Here is a 21,625-nt window from a genome sequence, read left to right as displayed (position 1 = left end):
GCCATGCAGGAGAGAGAACATGACCTTCCACCTCAACCGCCGCCGTTTCCTTCAGACGACTGCCGCCGGTGCGGGCCTTCTGGCCGCGCCCGCGATCATTTCGTCCAAGGCGCTTGCCTCGTCGGGCGAGTTGAACTTCATCGGCTGGGCCGGCTATCCGACCCTTGCGGAAAAGGTCTTTCCGGCTTTCGAAGCCGCGACCGGGATCAAGGTGAACTTCAAGGAAGTTCCCGATCACGAGACCATGTATGCCGAAGCCAAGATCGCGCAGGAAACCGGCGCGCTGGACCTGATCGAAACCACCATCGACCGCTGGGGCAGCTACAATGCCAACGGTCTGCTGCAGGCCTGGGACGAATCGAAGGTGGCGCTGGACGCCTATCTGCCGGGTCTGGCCGATGGCGCGGCGGGCGAGATGTCGCGCCTTGACGGCGCGCTGATGATTGTGCCGTCGGTCTGGGGCACCGAGGCGCTGGTCGCGTCGGAAGCCGATGCCAAGCTGGCGACGCCGCCCAGCCTGGGCGACCTGTTCAGCGCCGACAACGCGGCCGTGCTGCGCCCCCATTCGACGCTGGCCGCGATGGGCCGCTGGCTGGAAGCGCAGGGCAAGCTGCCGCGTCCGTGGCGCGATGGCTATGTCGACATGGCGGCCATGACCGAGCTGTGGGACATCGCGCTGGCCGAGGCGATCAAGGCCAAGGGCAATGTGGTGCAGTGGTGGTCGGGCGAGAACGAGGCGGTGGCCGGCTTCCAGGCCAATGGCGCCACCATCGGCCTGTGCTGGGATTCGACCGGCTTCAACGTGCGCAACGACGGCTTCAAGTACATCGCGCCGGTCGAGGGCGCCTTTGCCTGGAATCAGGGCTTCTCGTTGCTGAAGGCCGCGAAGAACGCGGATGCCGCCGCCGAGCTGGCGAAGTTCGTCGCCACGCCGCAGCCCTCGGCCGACTGGGCCACCGCCTTCAAGGCGAACCCGGTGGCGAAGGGCGCGCCCGACCTGATGGATGCGGAGATTGCCGCCTTCTACAAGGGCACCTTTGATGACACGGCGCTGAAATCGCTGTGGTGGTGGCCCGAGCAGACCGCCGAATTCGTGGCCAAGCGCAGCGAATACGCCGACAAGTACAAGGCCGCCTGACGGTTTCCCGCGGTGGCGGGGATTGCCTGAAACCGCAGCACGCCGGGCAGAAACTGCCCGGCGTGCCCGTCTTGCGGACCATCGTGTCGCGCTTGGGCCTGCGGTTGACGCAAAAATTCGTTGCGGTGTGCGCGGCGACTGTTAGCGTGACGACAAATCAAAAAACGATAACCCCGGGGAGACAGCGACGCGATGAGCGCCGGAATCGATCTTGAAAACGTGTGCTGCGATTTCGGCAGCTTTCGGGCTGTCGACAACGCCAATGTCTCGGTCAGGCCGGGAGAGTTCTTTTCCTTCCTTGGCCCCTCGGGCTGCGGCAAGACCACCATCCTGCGCATGGTGTCGGGCTTTATCGAGCCGACGCAGGGCGTGATCCGCATCGGCGGGCAGGATGTGAAGGGCAAGCGCCCCAACCAGCGCCCGACGGCGCTGATCTTCCAGAACCTGGCGCTGTTTCCGCTGATGCCGATCTGGGAAAACATCACCTTCGGGCTTGAGGTGCGGGGGGTGGACAAGGCCACGCGCCGCAAGAAGGCCGAAGAGCTGCTGACGCTGGTCGATCTGCCGGGGGCGGGGGACAAGATGGTCAGCCAGTTGTCGGGCGGGCAGAAGCAGCGGGTGGCGATTGCGCGCGCGCTGGCGGTGGAGCCGCAGGTGATGCTGCTGGACGAGCCGCTGTCGGCGCTGGACCTGAAGCTGCGCCAGCACATGCGGGCCGAGCTGCGCGCCATCCAGAAGCGGACGGGCGTGACCTTCATCTACATCACCCATGACCAGGGCGAGGCGCTGGCGATGAGTGACCGGGTGGGGGTCATGTCGCAGGGGCGCATCCAGCAGATTGCAGACCCGCGCGACATCTACAACAATCCGGTGAACGGGTTTGTGGCCGCTTTCGTGGGCGAAAACAATGTGTTCAGCGGCGAAGTTCAGAACCCTTCCGGCGGGATGGCGGCCTTTGCCACGCCGCATGGCACCTTCCGCGCCCGGCTGGGCGCAAGTGCCGGCGGCAAGGGGGTAAAGCTCTATGTCCGCCCCGAACATACGCGGCTGAGCCAGACCAGGGCGGACGAGAATTCGATCCCGGTGACCATCAGCGAAGTGTCTTCGAGGGCAATTTCATCTCGATCCTGGCGATCAGCGAGACCGGGGCGAAGCTGGCGGCGGAAATCCGCAACGACGGGCAGGCGACGGTGCCCGGGATGGGCGCGAAGATGTTCATGTCGTTTGACGCCGAACGCGCCGCGATCCTGCCCGATGCCAATGTGCGGGGCTGAGCCATGCAGGACATGCTGCGCCGCTATGGCCCCGGACTGACGCTGCTGATCTGCCTGCTGGTGGCCTTCTGGCTGCTGATGCTGGTGATCGTGCCGAACATCACGCTGTTCGAACAGAGCTTCCGCCCCTATCTGCCGGTGGTCGAGATCGGGGGGCCGCGCGATACCTACAGTTTCGCCAATTACCTGAAGGTGCTGGACAGCAGTGTCGAGAAAAGCCTGTTCGGGTTCAGCTTCTCGATCCCGGTGCATGTCTATACCTTTTCGCTGACCATCTTCTATTCGATGCTGGTCACGGTGATCTGCTTCGCGCTGGCCTATCCGCTGGCCTATTACATGGCCAAGATCGTCAACCCCAAGACGCTGCCGACCCTTCTGCTGATGCTGTTCATTCCGCTTTGGGTGTCGGAAGTGCTGCGCGCCTTTGCCTGGTGGATCATCCTGGCGTTCAAGGGGCCGCTGAACGCGATGCTGCTGGGCATCGGCCTGATCGACGCGCCGGTGCGCTGGACCAACATGGGCTATACCGGCGTGGTGATCGGGCTGATCTACACCTACGTCCTGTTCATGCTGTTCCCGGTCTATAACGCCGTGCAATCGCTGGACACCAACCAGATCGAGGCGGCGGAAGACCTGGGCGCGCAGTGGTGGAAGATCCACTGGCGGATCGTGCTGCCCCATGCCAAGCCCGGCATCGCCAGCGGGTCGGTCATGGTGTTCATGCTGTCGGCGGGCTCGCTGCTGGTGCCGTCGATTCTGGGATCGACCACTTCGCAATGGTTCACGCAGACCATCGACCAGTGGTTCAAGGACGCGCTCGACTGGAACACCGCCAGCGCCTATGCCTTCATGCTGCTCAGCCTGTGCACGGTCTTCGTGACCATCGCCATGTGGCTGTTCAAGGTGAAGCTGTCCGATATTGCGAAATAGGGGGGCAGGACCATGCACAAGCTGAGACAGAACCTGTCGCACCTCTATACCGTCCTGTTCCTGTGCTATCTGATCGCGCCGCTGGTGGTGATGTCGGGCGCGGCCTTCAACGATAGCAAGCTGCCGTCGATTGTGCCGTGGAAGGGCTGGACGGGCCGCTGGTTTGTCGATCTGTGGAACGACGACCGGATGCTGATGGCCTTTGCCAATACCCTGTGGGTGGCGGCGGCGGTGGCGGTGATCTCGGTCATCATCGGCACGGCGGCGGCGATCCTGATCAATTCGATCTCGGGCCGGGTGCGGACGGTGCTTTACAGCATGATGATCGCCACGATCCTGATTCCCGGCGTGGTGATCGGCATTTCCACCATGATCATGTGGACCAAGCTGGGCGGGGCCCTGTTCGGGCCCGAGGGCAAGCCGTTCCCCTTTGTTCCCGGCCTGCACCTGAGCGTGCTTGGGCAGGTCAGCTATATCGCCGCCATGGTGATGCTGCTGGTGCTGGCGCGGCTGCAAAGTTTTGATCCCGGCCTTGAAGAGGCGGCGCTGGACCTTGGCGCCAGCCACGGGCAGGTGATGCGGCGCATCCTGCTGCCGCATCTGTACCCGGCGATCTTTGCCGGCGGCGCGGTGGCCTTCTTCCAGTCGATCGAGAACTTCAACGTGACGCAGTTCACCCGGGGCGGGGCGGATACGCTGACGGTCTATGTCTTCTCGAAGGTGCGGTCTGGGATCACCCCCACGATCAACGCGCTGGCCTTCCTGCTGATCTGCGTGACGCTGGTTCTGGCGGTGATCTATGAGGTCAACCGCCGCCGCCGCGCCCGGATCGAGGCCGCGCGTGAGGCCGAGGCGCGGCGCGCCGAGGAAATGGCCGAAGTCACCGGCGTCGCCTGAGGCGGCGCCGGGGGGCTGCGGGCGCGGTCAGCCCGTCAGCAGCGCCACAAGATCCGAGGCCGGATCGGCCAGCGCGTCGATCACGTTGAAATGGTGGCGCCCGGGGGCGGCGGTCCAGCCGCAGCCCCATTCTTCGGACAGGACGCGGGCCTGCCAGAGAAAGGCGGGGCGTTCCTCCGCGCCAACCCAGACATGCGCGCGGGTTCCGGGGCGCAGCGGCAGGCGGGCGGGGCTTTCGGCGGCGACCTCGGCCATGTCCAGCTTGAGTGTGGTGTTCATCTGGGTGGCCATCAGCGGCCCCAGTTCCGACAGGGGCGAGATGGGCACCACCCGCGCGACGGGGGCGTCGATGTCGGCGCAGCCCATGCGGGCGGACAGATGCCCGCCGGCGGAATGACCCGTGACGACCAGCGGCCCGGCGACCATGGTCGCGATGCTGCGGCAGGCTGCGGCGATTTCCTGCGTCATGTCTGCGATGCGGGCGGCGGGGGCCAGTGTGTAGGACGGCATCGCCACCGCCCAGCCCTGCGCCAGCGGCCCGGCGGCCAGATGCGACCACGCTTCGCGCCCGAAGGCCATCCAGTAGCCGCCATGGACGAAGACCACGCAGCCGCGCGGCGATTCGGCGGGAAGGAACAGGTCGAACCGATGCTGTTCGCCGGGGCCATAGGGCAGGTCCAGCCGGGCAGAGGCGCCTTGTGCGGCGCGGAAGGCGGCGGCGGCCGCTGTCCAGCGGGGAACATAGGCGTCGGCCCCGGCGATGAAGGCGCCGTTGGCGTAATCGCGGTCGGGGTCGGGCCAGGCATAGGGAGGGGGGGCGTTTGTCATGGGTGCAGACTGCCCTGCCGGAGGGCGCTGCGCCAGAGGCTGACATGCAAAAGGGCAGGCGCGAGGCCTGCCCTTTTTCGTCTTGTTGCCGGTGTCAGGGTGTGACGGTCGGCGGGTTCAGAACAGGCGGGTTCAGAACAGGCGCCCCAAGGCCGGGGGCCGGAGCAGGTGCCGGTGCCGGTTCGGGCGTTGCGGTGCCGCCGGTCCCGAAGTTCGGGGTGCCAAGTGCGGGCGCACCGGGCAGACCCGCCGGGGCCGGCGCCGGCGCAGGCGCCGGGGCGGTGCCGCCGCCGAAGTTCGGCGCCCCCAGCGCGGGGCCGCCCAGCGACGGTGTGCCGGGGGCGGCGGGCGCCATCGGGGTGAAGCCCGGCACCTTGATCTCGACCTTCGACACGTCCACTGGCGCGGGCTTGTAGTGCATGACCAGCCCCGGGAAGGCGATCACGACGCCGATCATCACCACCTGGATCACCACGAAGGGCGTGGCGCCCCAGTAGATCTGCCCGGTGGTCACGCCGGCCACGCGCTGGCCCGTCACCTTGTCGGTATAGGGGCCTTTCGGCGCGACCGAGCGCAGGAAGAACAGCGAGAAGCCGAACGGCGGGTGCATGAACGAGGTCTGCATGTTCACCGCAAGGATGACGCCGAACCAGATCAGGTCGATGTCCAGCGCCACGGCCGGGGCCACCAGCAGCGGCACGATGATGAAGGCCAGCTCGAAGAAATCGAGGAAGAAGGCCAGCAGGAACACCAGGATCGACACGATGATCAGGAAGCCGGTCTGTCCGCCCGGCAGGCCCACCAGCAGGTGTTCCACCCAGACATGGCCGTTCACGCCATAGAACGTCAGCGAGAACACCCGCGCGCCGATCAGGATGAAGATCACGAAGGAGGAGAGCCGGGTCGTCGAGGCCAGCGCCTGGCTGATGACGGTGAAGTTCAGCCGCCCCTTCAGCGCCGCCAGCAGCATCGCGCCGACCGCGCCCATGGCGCCGCCTTCGGTGGGCGTCGCGATGCCAAGGAAGATGGTGCCAAGGACAAGGAAGATCAGCGCCAGCGGCGGGATCAGCACCATGATCACCTGGCTGGCCAGCCGTGACAGCGTGTTCAGCTTCAGGGCGCGGTCGACCAGCGCATAGATGTAGATCACCGCCACGCCGACGACGCCGCCAAGGATGTCGGCATCGGCGCCGTAGGTCGGGTACAGCGCCTTGTGCGCGCCGTAGCCGATGCCGATGCAGACGGCCAGCGCCACGATCAGCGACAGGATGCCGTGGCCCAGCGTGCGCGCCTCGGGCGGCAGGGCGGGCACCCAGGACGGGCGGAGGATCGAGACGACGAAGATATAGGCCATGTAGAGCCCGGTCAGCACCAGGCCCGGCAGCATGGCGCCGGCATACATGTCGCCCACCGATTTGCCCAACTGGTCGGCCAGAACGATCAGCACCAGGCTGGGCGGAATGATCTGGGCCAGCGTGCCGCTGGCCGCGATCACGCCCGAGGCAAGGCGCCGGTCGTAGCCGTAGCGCAGCATGATGGGCAGCGAGATCAGGCCCATCGCGATGACCGAGGCGGCGACGACGCCCGTGGTGGCGGCCAGAAGCGCACCGACGATGACCACGGCATAGGCCAGGCCGCCGCGGATCGGGCCGAAGAGCTGGCCCACGGTATCGAGCAGGTCTTCGGCCATGCCGCTGCGTTCAAGGACGATGCCCATGAAGGTGAAGAAGGGAATGGCCAGCAATGTCTCGTTCGACATCACCCCCCAGATGCGTTGCGGCATGGTGCCAAGCAGGGGCCAGTCAAGCGTGATGGTGTTGCCGGAATAGGGCGCCAGCCAGACGCCGATGGCAAAGAACAGAAGGCCGTTCGCGGCCAGCGAGAAGGCCACCGGATAGCCAAGCAGGAGAAAGATCACCAGCGAGGCGAACATGATCGGGGCCATGTTCAGGGCGATGAATTCGATCACTTGCGGGCCTCCTGGGCCAGGCGGGCCACTTCACGGGCGAGTTCCTCGCCCTCCTTCTCGGCCGCTTCATGGGCCGAGATGAAGGGGTGCGGGTCTTCGATCAGGCCGCGCATCACCGCAATTTTCTTGATGATTTCCGACAGGGCCTGGAAGATCAGCAGCACGAAGCCCGCCGCCAGCAGGGCGCGGGCCGGCCAGATGATCAGGCCACCCGAGCTGGAGGAGACCTGACCGATCTTCCAGGCGCCATAGGCGTAGGGGACCATCATCCAGGTCATCAGCACGACGAAGGGCAGCAGGAAGACCACATGACCGAACAGGTCGATCCAGTGCTGGGTGCGGCGCGTGCGGGTGCCGTAGAAGATGTCGATGCGGATATGTTCGTTCTGTTGCAGCGTGTAGGCCGCGGCGCCCATGAAGGCGGCGCCGAACAGATACCATTGCAATTCAAGCAGCGAGTTCGAGGACCAGTTGATCGCCTTGCGCACGATGGCATTGGTCGCACTGACAAGAATGGCCACGAAGATCAGCCACATCACGCCCTTGCCGACCAGGGCCGTGATGCGATCTATCAGGCGCGACAGCGCCAGTAGTGGTTGCATGGACTCCCCCTGTTTCGGTCACATGTCCGGCCTGCCGGGGTGTTCCCCGTGCGACAACCGTCCTTGGGCCAGATAGTCAGGCGAGGTGGTGCGCGTCAACGCCGACATTGCCTTGAGGTGCAAGTCTTTTCGGCAGAACGGGCGGGGTGGCAAGGCGGGTCCGGCACGGTTTGCCCGTTCCGGTGGCACTTGCCGCTTTTGGTGGCGGTTGTGACGGTTTTGAACCGCGGTCAGTCGCGCGGCATCCGCGCTTCGGGCAGGGCGATGCGGGCCACCTGTTCGGCGATCGGGTCAACCGACAGCGGGTGCAGTTCGGCGGTATGGTCGGCGGGGCTTCCGATGGGCTGCCACTGGCCGGCCTTGTAGATTTCCAGCGCCGAGAAGCCGGCCTTGTAGCCCATCTTGCGGCTGCCGGGCACCCAGTAGCCCAGATAGACATAGGGCAGCCCGGCTTCGCGGGCGATGGCGATGTGATCGAGGATCAGATAGGTGCCCAGCGACCGATCGGTCATGTCGGCGTCATAGAAGCTGTAGACCATGCTGAGGCCGTCATCGAAGACATCGGTCAGGCTGACGGCGGCCAGCGGGCGGCCCTGTTCGCCGGGGCCGGCGGGGCGGCTGTATTCGATCACGCGGCTTTTGATCGGGGTTTCCTCGATCATGGCGGCGAATTCGAAGATGTCCATGTCGGCCATGCCGCCATCGGCGTGGCGGCTGTCCAGGTAGCGGCGGAAAAGCTGGAACTGGTCTTCGGTGGCCCAGGGGCTGGTGGCGTTGCGGACCAGGGCTGCGTTCTTTTTCAGAATCCGCTTCTGGGTGCGCGAGGGCTGGAAATCGGCCACGCGAATCCGGGCCGAGAGGCAGGCCGAACATTCCGCACAGGTCGGGCGGTAAAGCACGTTCTGGCTGCGGCGGAAGCCCTGTTTCGACAGCGTGTCGTTCAGGCGCTGCGCATGTTCGCCCTGAAGGGCGGTGAACAGCTTTCTTTCCATCCGCCCGTCAAGATACGGGCAGGGCTGCGGGGCCGTCACATAGAACTGCGGCGCGATGGGAAGCGTGTGACGCATGGGCGCGGCCCGGGGTGAGAAGGGGTGTTCAGGGGCGGAGCCTAGCAAGCCATGCGGGCCGCGCCAAGAGGGTGACGCGGCCCGGCGGCGCGGGCGGCCCCGGCGCGGGGGGCGCCGGGGCCTTGTGGCCAGACTTGCAGCCAGTCTTGCGGTCAGTATTCGCCGCGACGGGCGGTGCTGTCGGCGGGCGTCACATCCTGCGCCGAGGCTTCGCGGGCGCGGTCTTCCATGAAGGCATCGAATTCCTTCTTGTCCTTGGCGTCGCGCAGCCGTTGCAGGAAGGATTCAAAGGCTTCCTGTTCGTCTTCCAGCCGTTTCAGCGTATCGGCCTTGTAGGACTCGAACACGCTGTTGCCCGAGGGGCGGAAGGCGTGGCCCCAGCGATGGGCCTGGTCATGGCGACGGGCGTGGCAGGATTTTCCGAACATGCGTTTTCCCCAGATCATATAGGCAAGAAGGGCAAGGCCGACGGGCCAGAAGACCACGAACCCCGCCACCATGGCGGCGATCCAGGCCCCTTTGCCCCGGGCATCAAGCCAGGCCTCGGCCCGGCGGAACCAACCCATGCGGGCGGCGGCAGGCGCGGTGGCGGTGGTGTACATCAACGGTTTCTCCCCGGTTTGTGCGTATGTGAATGTCTTTCACATTGGGGAAGATGGGCGCAGCGCCCGAGTCGCGCAAGAGGGTATGTGAAGATTATTTACATCAGCCCGGCCGCGGGGCGCAGAAGGCGGCAAGGCGGGCGCCGGCGGCGCGGGCCAGATCGGCCGGGGCGGCGGCGAAGATGTGGCGCGGCGTGCCGGCGGCCGCCCAGACGGTGGCGAAATCCATCAGCCGCGGGTCCATCCAGACCGGCACCGGGGTGAGGTGGCCCAGAGGGGCCACGCCGCCGATGGCAAAGCCGGTGACGCGGCGCACCGTCTCGCCATCGGCGCGGCCAAGGGGTTCGCCCGCCAGCGCCGAGGCGCGCGCCTCGTCCACCCGGTTGCCGCCGGCGGTGAGGAACAGGTAAAGCCGCCCGCTGGCGCCCTGAAACAGGATCGACTTGACGATCTGGTCCAGCGCGCAGCCGGCGGCTGCGGCGGCCTGTTCGGCGGTGCGCGTCTCGGCCGGCATCTCGACGGGGGTGGCGTCGAGACCGGCGGTGGACAGGGCGGCGCGCAGGCGGGCAAGGCTTTTGGACATCACGGGGCTCCGGCAGGGTGGCCGGACCTTGGTAGCGGGAGGCGGGGACGAAGGGCAAGGTGTGGGGGGCCGAACTGGCGGCGGCCATTGCCGCCGCCACAGCGGCCCGGTGCCCCTTGTTGGCTGGGGGCCCAAGCACCCGGCCAGCGCCCGCCCCGCCCGTGGCGGGCGCTTCTCGCCCGCCGGGGCAGGCGCCGGCCTTTGTGGAGTCTTGCGGAGCCGGTCTTGCCGCGCCGGTGTGCGGGGGCGGGGAAACGCGCTGCGGTTCCTGACCCGCCCGGACAGGCCGGGTTGACAGGCCGGGCTGACAGGCCGCGCTGATCCGCAAGACCCTGCGCGCGCGGCGCATTGACCCTGCGGCGCGGCGCACCCATTCTGCGGCCATGTCGCTTGCCCCCTTCGCCGCCCGCCTCAGCCGCCAGCCCATCGCCTTTGATCCCGAGGCGGCGGCAGACACCCTGCGCAGCCTGCCGGCCCTGCCGCCGGATGTGGCCGGGCTGGTGGGCGCCACGGCGGGCTGTTCGCCCTATCTGCGCGACCTTGCCCTGCGCGAGGGGGAGTGGCTCTGCGCCGCGCTGGCAGGCGTGCCCGAACAGGCGCTGGAGGCGGAACTGGCGGCCGCTGCCGCCGCGCCGCTGGACGCGCTGGGGGCCGCGTTGCGGCGGGCCAAGCGGCGCATCGCGCTTTTGGCGGCGCTGTGCGATCTGGGCGGGGTCTGGCCGCTGGAGCAGGTGACCGGCGCGCTGACCCGGCTGGCCGATCTGGCGGTGGACCTGTGCCTGAAGCGGCTGGTGGCCGAGGAAATCCGCCGGGGCAAGCTGCCCGGGGCGACGGCGGCCGATGCCGATACCGCAGGCGGCATGGTCGTGCTGGCCATGGGCAAGATGGGCGCGTTCGAGCTGAACTATTCCTCGGACATCGACCTGATCTGCCTGTTCGACCAGGACCGCTATGGGGAAGAGGCCGCCGAGGCGCGGGCGGCCTTCATCCGCGTCACGCGCAAGATGACGGCGCTTTTGTCGGATGTGACGCAGGACGGCTATGTCTTCCGCAGCGACCTGCGGCTGCGCCCCGATGCCAGCGTGACGCCGGTCTGCCTGTCGATGGCGGCGGCCTACAGTTACTATGAGGCCGAGGGCCGGACCTGGGAACGCGCGGCCTATATCAAGGCGCGGCCCTGCGGCGGCGATCTGGCGGCGGGCGAGCGGTTCCTGAAATCGCTGGCGCCCTTCGTGTGGCGCAAGCATCTGGATTATGCCGCCATTCAGGATGCCCATGACATGCGGCTGCGCATCCGCGACCACCGGGGGCTGCACGGGCCGGTCACGGTGGAGGGCCACAACATGAAGCTGGGGCAGGGCGGCATCCGCGAGATCGAGTTCTTCACCCAGACCCGGCAGTTGATCGCGGGCGGGCGCGACCCCGACCTGCGCGACCGCACCACGGTGGGCGGGCTGGCGGCGCTGGCCGAAAAGGGCTGGATTCCGGCCGATGTGGCGGCAGAGCTGACGCAGCTTTACCGCGCGCATCGCGAGGTGGAGCATCGGTTGCAGATGGTGAACGACGCGCAGACCCATGCGATGCCGGCCACGGCGGAGGGGGTGGCGCGGATCGCGGCCTTCTGCGGGCAGGACGAGGCGGCGTTCCGTGCGGGCCTGCTGGCGCGGCTGGCCAGCACCGACCGGCTGACCGAAGGTTTCTTCGCGCCCGCCGAGGCCGAGGACGGCCCCGAGCTTTCGGCCCATGCGCAGGCGATCGTGGCGGGGTGGCGGTCCTATCCCTGCCTCAAGTCCGACCGGGCACAGGCGATCTTTCGGCGGCTGCGGCCGCAGTTGCTGAAGCGGCTGGAACGCGCGGCCAGCCCGGATGAGGCGCTGGTGGCGCTGGACGGGTTCCTGAAGGGGCTGCCGGCGGGGGTGCAGATCTTTTCGCTGTTCGAGGCCAATCCGTCGCTGGTGGACCTGATCATCGACATTGCCGGCACCGCGCCGGGGCTGGCGCTGTACCTGTCGCGCAATGCCAGTGTGCTGGATGCGGTGATCGGCGGCAGTTTCTGGGCGCCCTGGCCGGGGGCGCCGGGGCTGCTGGCCGATCTGCGGCAGCGGCTGGACGAGGGCGATTACGAGCGGAAGCTGGATTCCGCGCGGCGCTGGATGAAGGAGTGGCATTTCCGGGTGGGCGTGCATCACCTGCGCGGGCTGATCGACGCCTTCGAGGCGGGCAAGTGCTATGCCGATCTGGCCGAGGCGGTGGTGCAGGGGCTGTGGCCCGAGGTGCTGGCGGATTTCGCGGCCAAGCACGGGCCTTGTCCGGGGCAGGGTGCGGTGCTGCTGGGCATGGGGTCGCTGGGGGCGGGGCGGCTGAACGCCGGGTCGGACCTGGACCTGATCCTGATCTATGACGCCGACGGGGTGGAGCAGTCCGAAGGTCGCCGCCCGCTGCCGACGCGCACCTATTATGCGCGGCTGACGCAGGCGATGGTGACGGCCCTTTCGGCGCAGACCGCCGAGGGGCGGCTTTACGAGGTGGATGTGCGGCTGCGGCCCAGCGGGCGGGCCGGGGCGGTGGCGACCTCCATCACCGGCTGGCGCGATTATCAGGAAAGCGAGGCCTGGACCTGGGAACATCTGGCGCTGACGCGGGCGCGGGTGATGGCGGGGCCGCCCGCGCTGGCCGATGCGGTGGAAACCTTCCGCCGCGAGATCATCGCCTCCAAGGGCAAGGACGCGGCCCGTGTGCGCGCCGATGTGGCCGAGATGCGCGAGCGGGTGCAGGCGGCAAAGCCCGCGCAGGGCGGCTGGGATGCCAAGAACGGCGCGGGCCGGATCATGGACATCGAATTGTGCGCCCAGATGGCGGCGCTGCTGGGCGGCAGCCCGGCGCGGCAGGTGGAACGGCAGGTGGCGGCGGCCGGCGGCGGGATCGCGCCCGCCGATCGCGAGGCGCTGCTGGGGGCCTACCGGCTGTTGTGGCGGCTGCACGCCTCGGCCCGGCTGCTGACGGACCGGGCGCTGGATCTGGACGCGCTGGGCGAGGGCGGGCGGGCCTTCCTGCTGCGCGAAACCGGGGATTCGTCGCCCGCGTCGCTGGCGGACCGGCTGGCGTCGGCGGTGGCGCTTGCCGAAGCGGCGATTGCGCGCCAGTTTCAGGGCTGACGGATGACGGGGAGGCGCGCGGTGCGGCTGGAAGAGGCAGACCCGAAGGGGCTGGTGCGGGAAAGCTACCGCATCGACGGTATCAGCATGGGCGAATGTCGGTCGATCTTTGTGGACTGGGCGCTGAGCCTGCCGCAAGGGCGCGAGGTGCCCGATGCGCTGCGGACGCTGATCGCGCATTACGGCGCCGATGCGCCCGACCATCCGATGACCGAGACGCTGAGCGCCGGGCTGGCGGCGCCCCCGGTGCCTGGGCGGCGCGGCGGGCGGCTGGGGCGGCAGCGCGCGGTCTGACCTGCGGGGCCTGACCGGCGGGGCGGTCAGCCCTCGGACGGGGGGGGCGGGTCGATGCCGGCCTGCGGCAGCAGGGTTGCGATCTTGTGGCGCAGGGCGCGGGCGGCGCGGGCGCGGGTGGGGTCGGTTTCTTCCACCAGACGCAGACCGGTGGCCAGCGCGTCGATTTCATCCACGGTGAACATGGTTGGCGGCAGCATCAACGGCGCGCGCAGGATATAGCCAAGGCCGCGCCCGCCCGTCACCGGCAGGCCGGTGGCGGCCATCATCGCCATGTCGCGCCAGATGGTGCGCACCGACACGCCGCAGGCCCGCGCCAGTTCGGCGGCGGTGTGCAGCCGGCCGTCGCGCAGGATCTGCACCAGATCGTAAAGGCGGCTGTCGCGGCTCATGTCGGTTCCGGGGATCGGGACTTACTGACAAAATACTGTCAGTTGCGTGCGGGGTGCAAGCGCCTTTGACCTTGGAACCGGGCGGCTGCTGGCCCTAGAACGGACCATCACGTCATTCACAGCCCGCCGTTTCCTGCGGGATTCAGAGGAGAAGACACATGCACGCTCCGGGACCCATGCAACTGTTGCTGATTGCCATCGTCCTTCTCGTCCTGTTCGGCCGCGGCAAGATCGCCGGCATGATGGGCGAAGTCGGCAAGGGCATCACCGCCTTCAAGAAGGGCATCAAGGAAGGCAGCGAAGAGATCGAGAAGGCCAGCGCGGAAGGGGCCAAGGACGTTACCCCCGAGAAGGACAAGGTCTGATCCTACTCATCCTTCGGGAGTGCGAAGATGGACTTCAGTTGGTCCGAGATGCTGCTGGTCGGGATCGTCGCGTTGATCGTGATCGGTCCCAAGGATCTGCCGGCCATGTTCCGCGAACTGGGCAGGATCACTGCCAAGATCCGGGCGATGGGGCGTGAATTCAGCCGTGCCATGGAGCAGGCGGCCAGCGAGTCGGGTGTCAAGGACGCCGTTGACGGGCTGAAGGCGGTCAGCAATCCGACCGGGGCGGGCCTTGATGCGGTGAAATCCGCAGCCGACCGATTCGAGAAATGGGACCCGATGAAGCACCCGGCCGTAACCGCCAAGCCGCTGACGCCGCCGCCGGTGCCGGCCAAGGCCGTGGCCGCCGCGGATGCGGCGGCGCCAGAGCCGGCGGCTGCGGCGGTTGGACCGGCCACCGAGGCGCTTTACGAACAGAAGGCGGCACGCAAGGCGGTGATGGATGAAGCGGCGGCGAAGCTGAAGGCGATCTCGCAGCCTGCGGATGCCCCTGCGCCCCGGACGCCCGGCCGTCGCCGGAAGAAGCCCGCAAGCACGGGCGGGGAAGAGGCATGACCGCCAAGGACGACATCGACGACAGCTCGGCCCCGCTGGTCGAGCATCTGGCCGAGTTGCGCAACCGCCTGATCTGGTCGGTCTGCGCCTTCATGGTTGGCATGATCGTCTGCTTCATCGTGGCAGACCCGATCCTGCATTTCATGCTGCAGCCGATCGAAAAGGCCATGCGGGCGTTGGGCAACCCCAACCCGGTGATGCAATACACCGCGCCGCAGGAATATTTCTTCACGCTGATGCATATCGCGATGGTCGGCGGGCTGATGGTCAGCTTTCCGGTGATTGCCTATCAGTTGTGGCGGTTCGTGGCCCCGGGCCTTTACCGCAGCGAGAAGCAGGCCTTTCTGCCCTTCCTGATCGCGTCGCCGGTGCTGTTCCTGGTGGGCGGGGCCTTCGCGCATTTCGTCGTGACACCGATGGCGATGAAGTTCTTCCTGGGCTATGCGGACAGCGCGTCGATCCTGACGGCGCTGGTTCCCGGCTTTGGCCAGACGCCGGGCGATGTGGCCGTGATCACCCCGCCGCCGACCGAGGGGGTGGAAATCGTCTTCCAGGGCAAGGTGAACGAGACGCTGGACATCAGCCTGAAGCTGATCATCGCCTTCGGCCTGTGCTTCCAGTTGCCGGTTCTGCTGACGCTGATGGGCAAGGCGGGGCTGGCCACTTCGGCCGGGCTGGCGGGGATGCGGCGCTATGCGATCGTGCTGATCCTGTTCGTGGCGGCGCTGGTGACGCCGCCCGACATCATGAGCCAGCTCATCCTCTTCTGCTGCGTCTATCCGCTGTATGAGGTCTCGATCTTCCTGATCCGCCGCATCGAGAAGAAGCGCGAGGCGGAGCTGCGGGCGGAAGGCCTGTGGGTTGACGACATCGACGGCGAGGAGGCCGAGGACAAGTGACCGACCCGATGGAGCGGATTGCCGCCGCGCTGGAACGGCTGGCGCCGGCGCCGGCCCCCCCGCCCGATTTCACCGCCGCCACTGCCTTTGTCTGGCACACCGAGCCGGACCGGCTGGTGCCGGTGACCAAGGTGGCGCGGGTGGACCTGTCGCTGCTGATCGGGGTGAACCGATCCCGCGACACGCTGCTGGAGAACACCCGCCATTTCGCCGCCGGCCTGCCGGCGAACAACGCCCTGCTCTGGGGTGCGCGGGGGATGGGAAAATCCAGTCTGGTCAAGGCGGTACACGCGAAGGTTCAGGCAGAGGGCCACGATCTGAAGATCGTGGAGCTGAGCCGGGAAGACCTGCCTTCGGTGCAGCGGCTGCTGGCGCATCTGCGGGCCGCGCCCTGCCGGTTCCTGCTGTTCTGCGACGACCTGTCGTTCAGCCATGACGACCAGCATTACAAATCGCTGAAGGCGGTGCTGGATGGCGGGATCGAGGGGCGGCCGGAAAACGTGCTGTTCTACGCGACCAGCAACCGCCGCCACCTGATGCCGCGCGAGATGATCGAGAACGAACGGTCCACCGCGATCAACCCCGGCGAGGCGGTCGAGGAAAAGGTGTCGCTGTCGGACCGTTTCGGTCTGTGGCTGGGCTTCCATCCCTGCAGCCAGGACGACTATCTGGAGATGATCCGCGGCTATTGCGCGGCGCATGGGGTGACGGTGCCGGAAGACCGGCTGCACGCCGAGGCGATCGAATGGCAGGCGACGCGCGGGTCGCGGTCGGGCCGGGTGGCCTGGCAGTTCTTCTGTGACCTTGCCGCCCGCGAAGGGGTGCAGGTTTCGGCCTGACCGTGCCGATCCCCTTGCACAGCCCGCGGCAAAGCCCTATCGGCAGATCATCATGATCACCGAAATCCTTGTCATTCTGGGCCTGATCGTCCTGAACGGCGTATTGGCCATGTCCGAACTGGCCGTCGTCTCGTCCCGCCCGGCGCGGCTGAAATCCCTTGAAGCCGGCAGTCGGGGCGCCCGGATGGCGCTGCGGCTGGCCGAGAACCCGGGGCGGTTCCTGTCCACGGTGCAGATCGGCATCACGGCGGTCGGCATCCTGTCGGGGGCGCTGGCGGGCGATACGCTGGGCGAACGGCTGTCGTCCTGGCTGGCTGCGGGCGGGCTTGATCCGGTCTGGGCCAAGCGCATTGGCGTGGGCAGCGTGGTGGTGGCGATCACCTATGTCTCGCTGATCGTGGGGGAACTGGTTCCGAAGCAACTGGCGCTGCGCAACCCCGAGGCGGTGGCGATCCGCGTCGCGCCGATGATGACCTTCCTGTCCGTCGCAGGCGCCCCGGTCGTCTGGCTGCTGGACCGTTCGGGCCGGTTTCTGCTGTGGCTGCTGCGGCAAAGCGGGGCCAGCGAGAACAAGGTCACCGAGGAAGAGGTGCGCGTCCTGCTGACCGAGGCGCATGAGGGTGGCGTTCTGGAAGCGGAAGAGCGCGAGATGATGGCGGGCGTGATGCGCCTGTCGGACCGCACTGCCAGCGCGCTGATGACGCCGCGCCAGGAGATCGAGATGCTGTCGCTTGAAGCCTCGTCTTCAGAGGCGGTGGCGGCGATCCGCAAGATCGCCCGGCCCCGGATGCCGGTCGCCGATGCCTCGGGCGATGTGGTGGGCATCGTTCTGCTGGCCGATGTGTTCCAGGCGGTGTCGCGGCGCGAGCCGGTGGACCTGCGCGCGCTGGTGCGCGAGGTGCCGGTGGTGTCAGACCGGATGGAGGCGCTGGACGTGGTGGAGGTGCTGCAGAAATCCGATCACCATCTGGCGCTGGTCTATGACGAATACGGCCATTTCGACGGCATCATCACCACGGCCGACCTTCTGGAAGCGATCACCGGGGCCGAGGCGTCTTCGGATGCCGACGAACCGGCGGTGTTCGAGCGCGAGGATGGCAGCCTGCTGGTGGCGGGCTGGATGCCGGCCGACGAATTCTGCGACCGGATGGGACTGTCGCGCGATCTGGCCGGGAATTACGACACGGTGGCCGGGATGGTGCTGCACCAGTTGGGCCACATGCCGACGCTGGGCGAGGTGTTCCAGGCCGAGGGCCATCGCTTCGAGGTGATGGACATGGACGGGCTGCGCATCGACAAGATCCTGGTCAGCCGGGTCTGAGCGGTTTCAGAAACGCGAAAGGGCGCAGAGATGCGCCCTTTCTTTTGCGGTCATGGCGGTGTCTGGCCGCTGACCGGCCCGCTATTGCAGGAAGGTCATCGGATCAAGGCTGTCCACGCCCTTGCGCACCTCGAAGTGCAGGAAGGCGGGGTCGGCCTTGCGCACGGCGCCGATGGTCTGGCCACGGCTGACCTTGTCGCCCTTCTTGACCTTGAGCGCATCGACACCGGCATAGACCGTCAGCAGGTTGTCGGCATGGCGGATCACCACGATCTGCACCTGATCGGTGTCCTTGGTGATGGCCGCCACGGTGCCGCTGCCGGCGGCCTTGACCGCCGTGCCGGCGGGGGCCGAGATGTCGATGCCCTGGTTCTTTTTCTTGTCATAGCCGCGGATGATCTTGCCCTGCACCGGGAAGCCCAGTTTCGCGGCCGAGGCGCCCGTGCGGTCGGCGCCCAGATCGGGCGAGGGCGGGGTGTCCTTGGCCTTGGCCGAGGCGGGTTCGGTCTTTTCATTCGGCAGCGGCTTGGCGGCCGAGGGCGGTTCGGGCGTGGGGCTGCCCGATCCGGGCGGCGTAGGCACGGGTTCGGGGTTCGGCGCGGCGGCGGTGGCCACCGGGATGATCAGCGTCTGGCCTTCGCGCACGGTCATGTTCGCGTCGAGCGAGTTCCACTCCGCCAGCGACTTGGCCGACACGTTGTAGGCCCGCGCGATGGTGAAGGCGGTTTCCCCGCGCACGACGCGGTGGCGCAGCGGTTCCTTGCCGCCGCCCGGAACGCTGGCCGAGGGGCTGGGGCCGACATCATCCAGCGCGGTGGTGGCGATGGCGGTGATGTCCACCGGGCGGCTGCCGGCGGTGGCGGTGGGCGCGACCGGCTGCGGCGTGGCCGAAACGCGGCTGGGCAGCAGCAGCATTTCGCCGGCGCGCAGCGGATCATTCGGTTGCAGGGCATTGGCGCGGGCCAGTTCGGCCGGGTTCACGCCCAGACGGGCCGCGACCGAGGCGACCGTATCGCCGCGCCGGGCCTGCGCCAGTTGATAGCCGGGATAGGACAGCACGCCGTTGCTGTCGGGCACCGGCTTTGATGCGGTGGCCTGCCGGGCCTCTTCGGCGGTGCCGCCGGCGCCGCTGCGCAGATCCCAGTCGAACTGGCCCATCGGTGCATTGGCGCAGGCCCCCAGAAGGGCAAGCGCGCTGCCTGCGGCCAGAAGCCGGAACTGCGGCGCCCGGAGCTGGGGCCGACGGGGAGGGCTGTGGAAATCTGTCATCTGGAACCGCCTCTTGCCGTTGTGTCCGGGTTGGTCCCCGGCTCTTGGCGGAAAAGACTACTCGTTCCCAAGGCCTTCGACCAGAGGGACGAAGCGCACCTGCCGAAGTTCCGTGTAATCGAAGCCGCGTTCGGTGCGGGTGACCTTGATCAGATGCTGCACGGCATCGGACTGGCCGACCGGCAGAACCATGATGCCGCCGATCTTGAGCTGTTGCAGCAGCGGGCCGGGCGGATCTTCCGCCGCGGCTGTGACAAGGATGCGGTCGAAGGGCGCCTGATCGGGCAGGCCGAAGGATCCGTCGGTTGTCATGGCGGTGACGTTGACAAGGCCGAGGTCGCGGAAGAGTTCGGACGCCTCGCGCACAAGGCGGCGCCAGCGGTCCACTGTATAGACCCGCCGCGCAAGCTGGGCGAGGATCGCCGCCTGATAGCCCGATCCGGTGCCGACCTCGAGTACGGTGTCGCGCGGGCCGACGGCCAGCGCCTGTGTCATCAGCCCCACGACCGATGGCTGGCTGATGGTCTGGCCGCAGGCGATGGGCAGCGGCATGTCCTCATAGGCGCGGCCCGCGAAGACGCCGCGCACGAAACGGCCACGGTCAACCTTTTCCATCGCGGTCAGGACGCGCGGATCGGTCACGCCATGGGATCGGAGGGCGAACAGGAATCTCATCTTGCGCTCGGCCAGATGGGCGAGGGCGTCGTCGTCTTGCCCCCCTGCCTCTGTCATGCCAGACGGGCCTGAAGATCGGCCAGCAGATCATGCGCGGTCAGATCGGCGCGCATGGGGGTGACGGCGATATACCCTTCCAGGTTCACCGCGGCGTCGCTGCCGGGCAGGGTGGGCGTGTGCTGCGGGCCGCCCTTGATCCAGAGGAACTTGCGCCCCGAGGGCGAGATATGCGGTTCCACCGCGAAAGAGGTGTCGCGGCGGAAGCCCTGCGGGGCGACGCGCGTGCCCTTGACGGCGGCGGCGGGCACCGGCGGGAAGTTGACGTTGTAGAAGGTGCGGTAATCGTCGCCGGTCCAGATGCCACGGTCAAGCAGCGCGCGGACCACGGCGGCGCCATGGGTGCGGGCGGCTTCGAACGGATCGGCCAGCCCGTCGGTTTCCGGCCCCATGAACTGCGACAGCGCAATGGCGGGGATGCCTTGCAGCGCCGCCTCCATCGCGCCGCCGATGGTGCCGGAGTAGAGCACGTTTTCGGCCGCGTTGTTGCCCCGGTTGACGCCCGACAGCACCAGATCGGGCCGGGCGCCCTGCAGCACGTCATAGATGGCGGCCAGCACGCAATCGGCCGGGCTGCCTTCGGCGGCAAAGCGGCGCGGGGCCAGTTTCGCAATCATCATCGGGTGGGTGTAGCTGATGCAATGCCCGACGCCCGATTGTTCGAAGGCGGGTGCGACGGTCCAGACCTCGCCGCCGGGGCCGGCGATGGCGGTGGCGATCTCGGTCAGAACCTCGAGCCCGGGCGCGTTGATGCCGTCGTCATTGGTGATCAGAATACGCATCGTTCCCCCGCTCTTTCGTTCCTGATTAGACGAGGGGCGGGGCCCGTTCAAGCGCCGGGCGGGCCGAAGGGCCAGTGCGCGGAGAAGCGGTGCAGATCGGCCAGCCTTTGGGCGGTTGACGGTGGGGGGGCCTTCGGGGCGGACCCGGCTGCGGTTTTCGGGTGTTGCGGGCAAGGGGGCCGAGAGGCGGCGCGGGCGGCCCGGCACGGGCGGCGCCCGCGTCTGGCGGCGCGTGTGTGCATCTGGCGGGCGCATCTGGCCCGCGCGCGTCTGGTCCGTACAGGTGTCTGGTCCCTACAGGGGCATGGCCCTTGGCGGGTGTCTGGGCCGCGCGCACCTGTCGCCCGTGCGCCGGATCTGGCGGTGCCGTCGAGGGGCCTGCTGCGGGCTTGCAGCGGCGGATCGGGCTTGTTTCCGGCCCAAGATTCTTCATCTGCCGGGTGTCATGCACCTGCCGGTGGGCTGCGCCGGCCCGGTTGTGGCACCTGTCCGCTCCATGCGGATGTGTCTGGTCCAGACGGCTGTATGGACCGTGCGCCTGTCTGGCTGCGGGCCCGGGTGGGCGCTTGTGCCTGTTAACCTTGAATTCACGGAGGGTCCGGCAGGATGGGCCATCGGGGCACGGACAGCGCGCCCCTTGGGTGAGTCGGGGCAACGGGAGGATCGGCAGGATGCGGATCGTCGGGCAGTTGGGGCGGGAAGACTGGATCGAGGCGGGGCTGGAGCTTCTTGCCCGGGGCGGGCCTTCGGCGCTGCGGGTCGGGGCGGCGGCGCGGCGGCTGGCGGTGACGCGCGGGTCATTCTACTGTCATTTTCGCGACCGGGCCGCCTGGCGCGATGCGTTGCTGGCCTATTGGGAACACCTGTGTTTTGCCGAACTTGTGCTGGGTCGCCGTGCGCCGGAGGGGCGCGATGCTGCGGAAGGGCCTGACCGGCAATCCGCGGGGGGTGATCTGTCCCTTGCCGGGGGTGTGCCGGATGGAACCGGCGCTGCCGCGCGGGGGCCGGGTGCGTGCAGGCAGGGGGAGGCCGCACCGGCGCCTGACCCGCAGCCCTGTGTGACCGGCCCGTCTGTTTGCGGGCGGCCGCAGGGCGGGGTGGTCGCGAACCT

The 21,625-nt window shown here is 67.9% G+C and carries 21 protein-coding genes and 1 pseudogene; 12 read left to right on the top strand and 10 right to left on the bottom strand.

The genetic code is table 11. The annotated features are described in order from the left end of the window. Positions 1 to 19: 19 nt before the first annotated feature. The 4 genes from B6K69_RS02935 (at position 20) to B6K69_RS02920 (ending at position 4,239) form a co-directional block, all read left to right on the top strand. Complete coding sequence (locus B6K69_RS02935; RefSeq protein WP_164681867.1) at positions 20 to 1,138, top strand: twin-arginine translocation signal domain-containing protein; 1,119 nt, start codon at positions 20 to 22, stop codon at positions 1,136 to 1,138. A 192-nt stretch (positions 1,139 to 1,330) separates the two neighbouring features. After that, positions 1,331 to 2,452 carry an ABC transporter ATP-binding protein gene (locus tag B6K69_RS02930; protein ID WP_108642717.1) on the top strand — a complete coding sequence of 374 codons (1,122 nt, stop codon included), beginning with the start codon at positions 1,331 to 1,333 and terminating at the stop codon, positions 2,450 to 2,452. Continuing rightward, positions 2,416 to 3,342: an ABC transporter permease gene (locus B6K69_RS02925; protein ID WP_108642716.1), complete on the top strand. Its 927-nt coding sequence runs from the start codon at positions 2,416 to 2,418 to the stop codon at positions 3,340 to 3,342. Before B6K69_RS02930 ends, B6K69_RS02925 begins: the two co-directional genes overlap by 37 nt. 12 nt (positions 3,343 to 3,354) lie before the next feature. Beyond that, entirely contained in the window at positions 3,355 to 4,239 is an 885-nt protein-coding gene (locus B6K69_RS02920; protein WP_108642715.1) for an ABC transporter permease, read from the top strand. Between the two features lie 27 nt (positions 4,240 to 4,266). Here B6K69_RS02920 and B6K69_RS02915 read toward each other — a convergent pair whose 3' ends face one another. The 6 genes from B6K69_RS02915 to B6K69_RS02890 all read right to left on the bottom strand — a co-directional run bounded on the left by B6K69_RS02915 (position 4,267) and on the right by B6K69_RS02890 (position 9,890). Continuing rightward, positions 4,267 to 5,067 carry an alpha/beta hydrolase gene (locus B6K69_RS02915; protein ID WP_108642714.1) on the bottom strand — a complete coding sequence of 267 codons (801 nt, stop codon included), beginning with the start codon at positions 5,065 to 5,067 and terminating at the stop codon, positions 4,267 to 4,269. Positions 5,068 to 5,161: 94 nt separating this feature from the next. Beyond that, positions 5,162 to 7,036, bottom strand: a complete 1,875-nt coding sequence (locus tag B6K69_RS02910; RefSeq protein WP_108642713.1) for a TRAP transporter large permease — start codon at positions 7,034 to 7,036, stop codon at positions 5,162 to 5,164. Further along, on the bottom strand, positions 7,033 to 7,638 hold the full coding sequence (locus B6K69_RS02905; protein ID WP_107673819.1) for a TRAP transporter small permease subunit: 606 nt from the start codon (positions 7,636 to 7,638) through the stop codon (positions 7,033 to 7,035). Before B6K69_RS02905 ends, B6K69_RS02910 begins: the two co-directional genes overlap by 4 nt. 230 nt (positions 7,639 to 7,868) lie before the next feature. Next, positions 7,869 to 8,705 (bottom strand): arginyltransferase, encoded by an 837-nt coding sequence (locus B6K69_RS02900; protein WP_108642712.1) that lies wholly within the window; start codon positions 8,703 to 8,705, stop codon positions 7,869 to 7,871. A 152-nt stretch (positions 8,706 to 8,857) separates the two neighbouring features. Continuing rightward, positions 8,858 to 9,307: a DUF2852 domain-containing protein gene (locus B6K69_RS02895; RefSeq protein ID WP_164681992.1), complete on the bottom strand. Its 450-nt coding sequence runs from the start codon at positions 9,305 to 9,307 to the stop codon at positions 8,858 to 8,860. Between the two features lie 103 nt (positions 9,308 to 9,410). Further along, the gene (locus B6K69_RS02890) at positions 9,411 to 9,890 is read right to left on the bottom strand and encodes a YbaK/EbsC family protein (RefSeq protein ID WP_108642710.1); all 480 of its coding nucleotides are present in this window, start codon (positions 9,888 to 9,890) and stop codon (positions 9,411 to 9,413) included. 383 nt (positions 9,891 to 10,273) lie between these two features. Between B6K69_RS02890 and B6K69_RS02885 the strand changes: the two genes are divergently transcribed. After that, a complete protein-coding gene (locus B6K69_RS02885; RefSeq protein ID WP_108642709.1) occupies positions 10,274 to 13,045 on the top strand; it encodes a [protein-PII] uridylyltransferase family protein in 2,772 nt (923 codons plus the stop codon). A gap of 21 nt (positions 13,046 to 13,066) precedes the next feature. Then, a complete protein-coding gene (locus tag B6K69_RS02880; RefSeq protein ID WP_108644746.1) occupies positions 13,067 to 13,339 on the top strand; it encodes a hypothetical protein in 273 nt (90 codons plus the stop codon). A 26-nt stretch (positions 13,340 to 13,365) separates the two neighbouring features. Here B6K69_RS02880 and B6K69_RS02875 read toward each other — a convergent pair whose 3' ends face one another. Further along, positions 13,366 to 13,731, bottom strand: a complete 366-nt coding sequence (locus tag B6K69_RS02875; protein WP_108642708.1) for a helix-turn-helix transcriptional regulator — start codon at positions 13,729 to 13,731, stop codon at positions 13,366 to 13,368. 158 nt (positions 13,732 to 13,889) lie between these two features. Here B6K69_RS02875 and B6K69_RS02870 point away from each other — a divergent pair, with 158 nt between their 5' ends. The 5 genes from B6K69_RS02870 to B6K69_RS02850 are packed head-to-tail and all read left to right on the top strand — an operon-like array spanning position 13,890 to position 17,731. After that, on the top strand, positions 13,890 to 14,096 hold the full coding sequence (locus B6K69_RS02870) for a twin-arginine translocase TatA/TatE family subunit (protein ID WP_107673813.1): 207 nt from the start codon (positions 13,890 to 13,892) through the stop codon (positions 14,094 to 14,096). Positions 14,097 to 14,123: 27 nt separating this feature from the next. Further along, positions 14,124 to 14,672, top strand: a complete 549-nt coding sequence (locus B6K69_RS18110) for a Sec-independent protein translocase subunit TatA/TatB (RefSeq protein ID WP_164681866.1) — start codon at positions 14,124 to 14,126, stop codon at positions 14,670 to 14,672. Beyond that, complete coding sequence (tatC, locus tag B6K69_RS02860) at positions 14,669 to 15,571, top strand: twin-arginine translocase subunit TatC (protein ID WP_107673811.1); 903 nt, start codon at positions 14,669 to 14,671, stop codon at positions 15,569 to 15,571. The genes B6K69_RS18110 and tatC overlap by 4 nt, the downstream gene beginning before the upstream one ends. 8 nt (positions 15,572 to 15,579) lie before the next feature. Then, positions 15,580 to 16,410 (top strand): ATP-binding protein, encoded by an 831-nt coding sequence (locus tag B6K69_RS02855; RefSeq protein WP_107673876.1) that lies wholly within the window; start codon positions 15,580 to 15,582, stop codon positions 16,408 to 16,410. A 52-nt stretch (positions 16,411 to 16,462) separates the two neighbouring features. Next, positions 16,463 to 17,731, top strand: coding sequence for a hemolysin family protein (locus B6K69_RS02850; RefSeq protein ID WP_108642707.1), 1,269 nt, complete (start codon positions 16,463 to 16,465; stop codon positions 17,729 to 17,731). Positions 17,732 to 17,812: 81 nt separating this feature from the next. Here the strand turns inward: B6K69_RS02850 and B6K69_RS02845 are convergent, their stop codons facing one another. Genes B6K69_RS02845 through surE form a run of 3 tightly spaced genes read right to left on the bottom strand, consistent with a single transcriptional unit; the run spans position 17,813 to position 20,514 of the window. After that, a complete protein-coding gene (locus B6K69_RS02845) occupies positions 17,813 to 19,000 on the bottom strand; it encodes a LysM peptidoglycan-binding domain-containing M23 family metallopeptidase (RefSeq protein ID WP_108642706.1) in 1,188 nt (395 codons plus the stop codon). A 57-nt stretch (positions 19,001 to 19,057) separates the two neighbouring features. Next, a complete protein-coding gene (locus B6K69_RS02840) occupies positions 19,058 to 19,732 on the bottom strand; it encodes a protein-L-isoaspartate(D-aspartate) O-methyltransferase (RefSeq protein WP_107673808.1) in 675 nt (224 codons plus the stop codon). Then, positions 19,729 to 20,514, bottom strand: a complete 786-nt coding sequence (gene surE / locus B6K69_RS02835) for a 5'/3'-nucleotidase SurE (protein WP_108642705.1) — start codon at positions 20,512 to 20,514, stop codon at positions 19,729 to 19,731. Before surE ends, B6K69_RS02840 begins: the two co-directional genes overlap by 4 nt. Before the next feature lie 671 nt (positions 20,515 to 21,185). Here surE and B6K69_RS18640 point away from each other — a divergent pair. Continuing rightward, positions 21,186 to 21,287, top strand: a pseudogene (locus B6K69_RS18640) (hypothetical protein); the annotation flags it as partial. Between the last annotated feature and the right edge of the window lie 338 nt (positions 21,288 to 21,625).

Source organism: Pseudogemmobacter blasticus (assembly GCF_003071405.1).
Lineage (GTDB): Bacteria > Pseudomonadota > Alphaproteobacteria > Rhodobacterales > Rhodobacteraceae > Pseudogemmobacter > Pseudogemmobacter blasticus.
The sequence above is the reverse complement of the archived record's forward strand: the minus strand, read 5'-3'. Positions and strand labels throughout refer to the sequence as shown.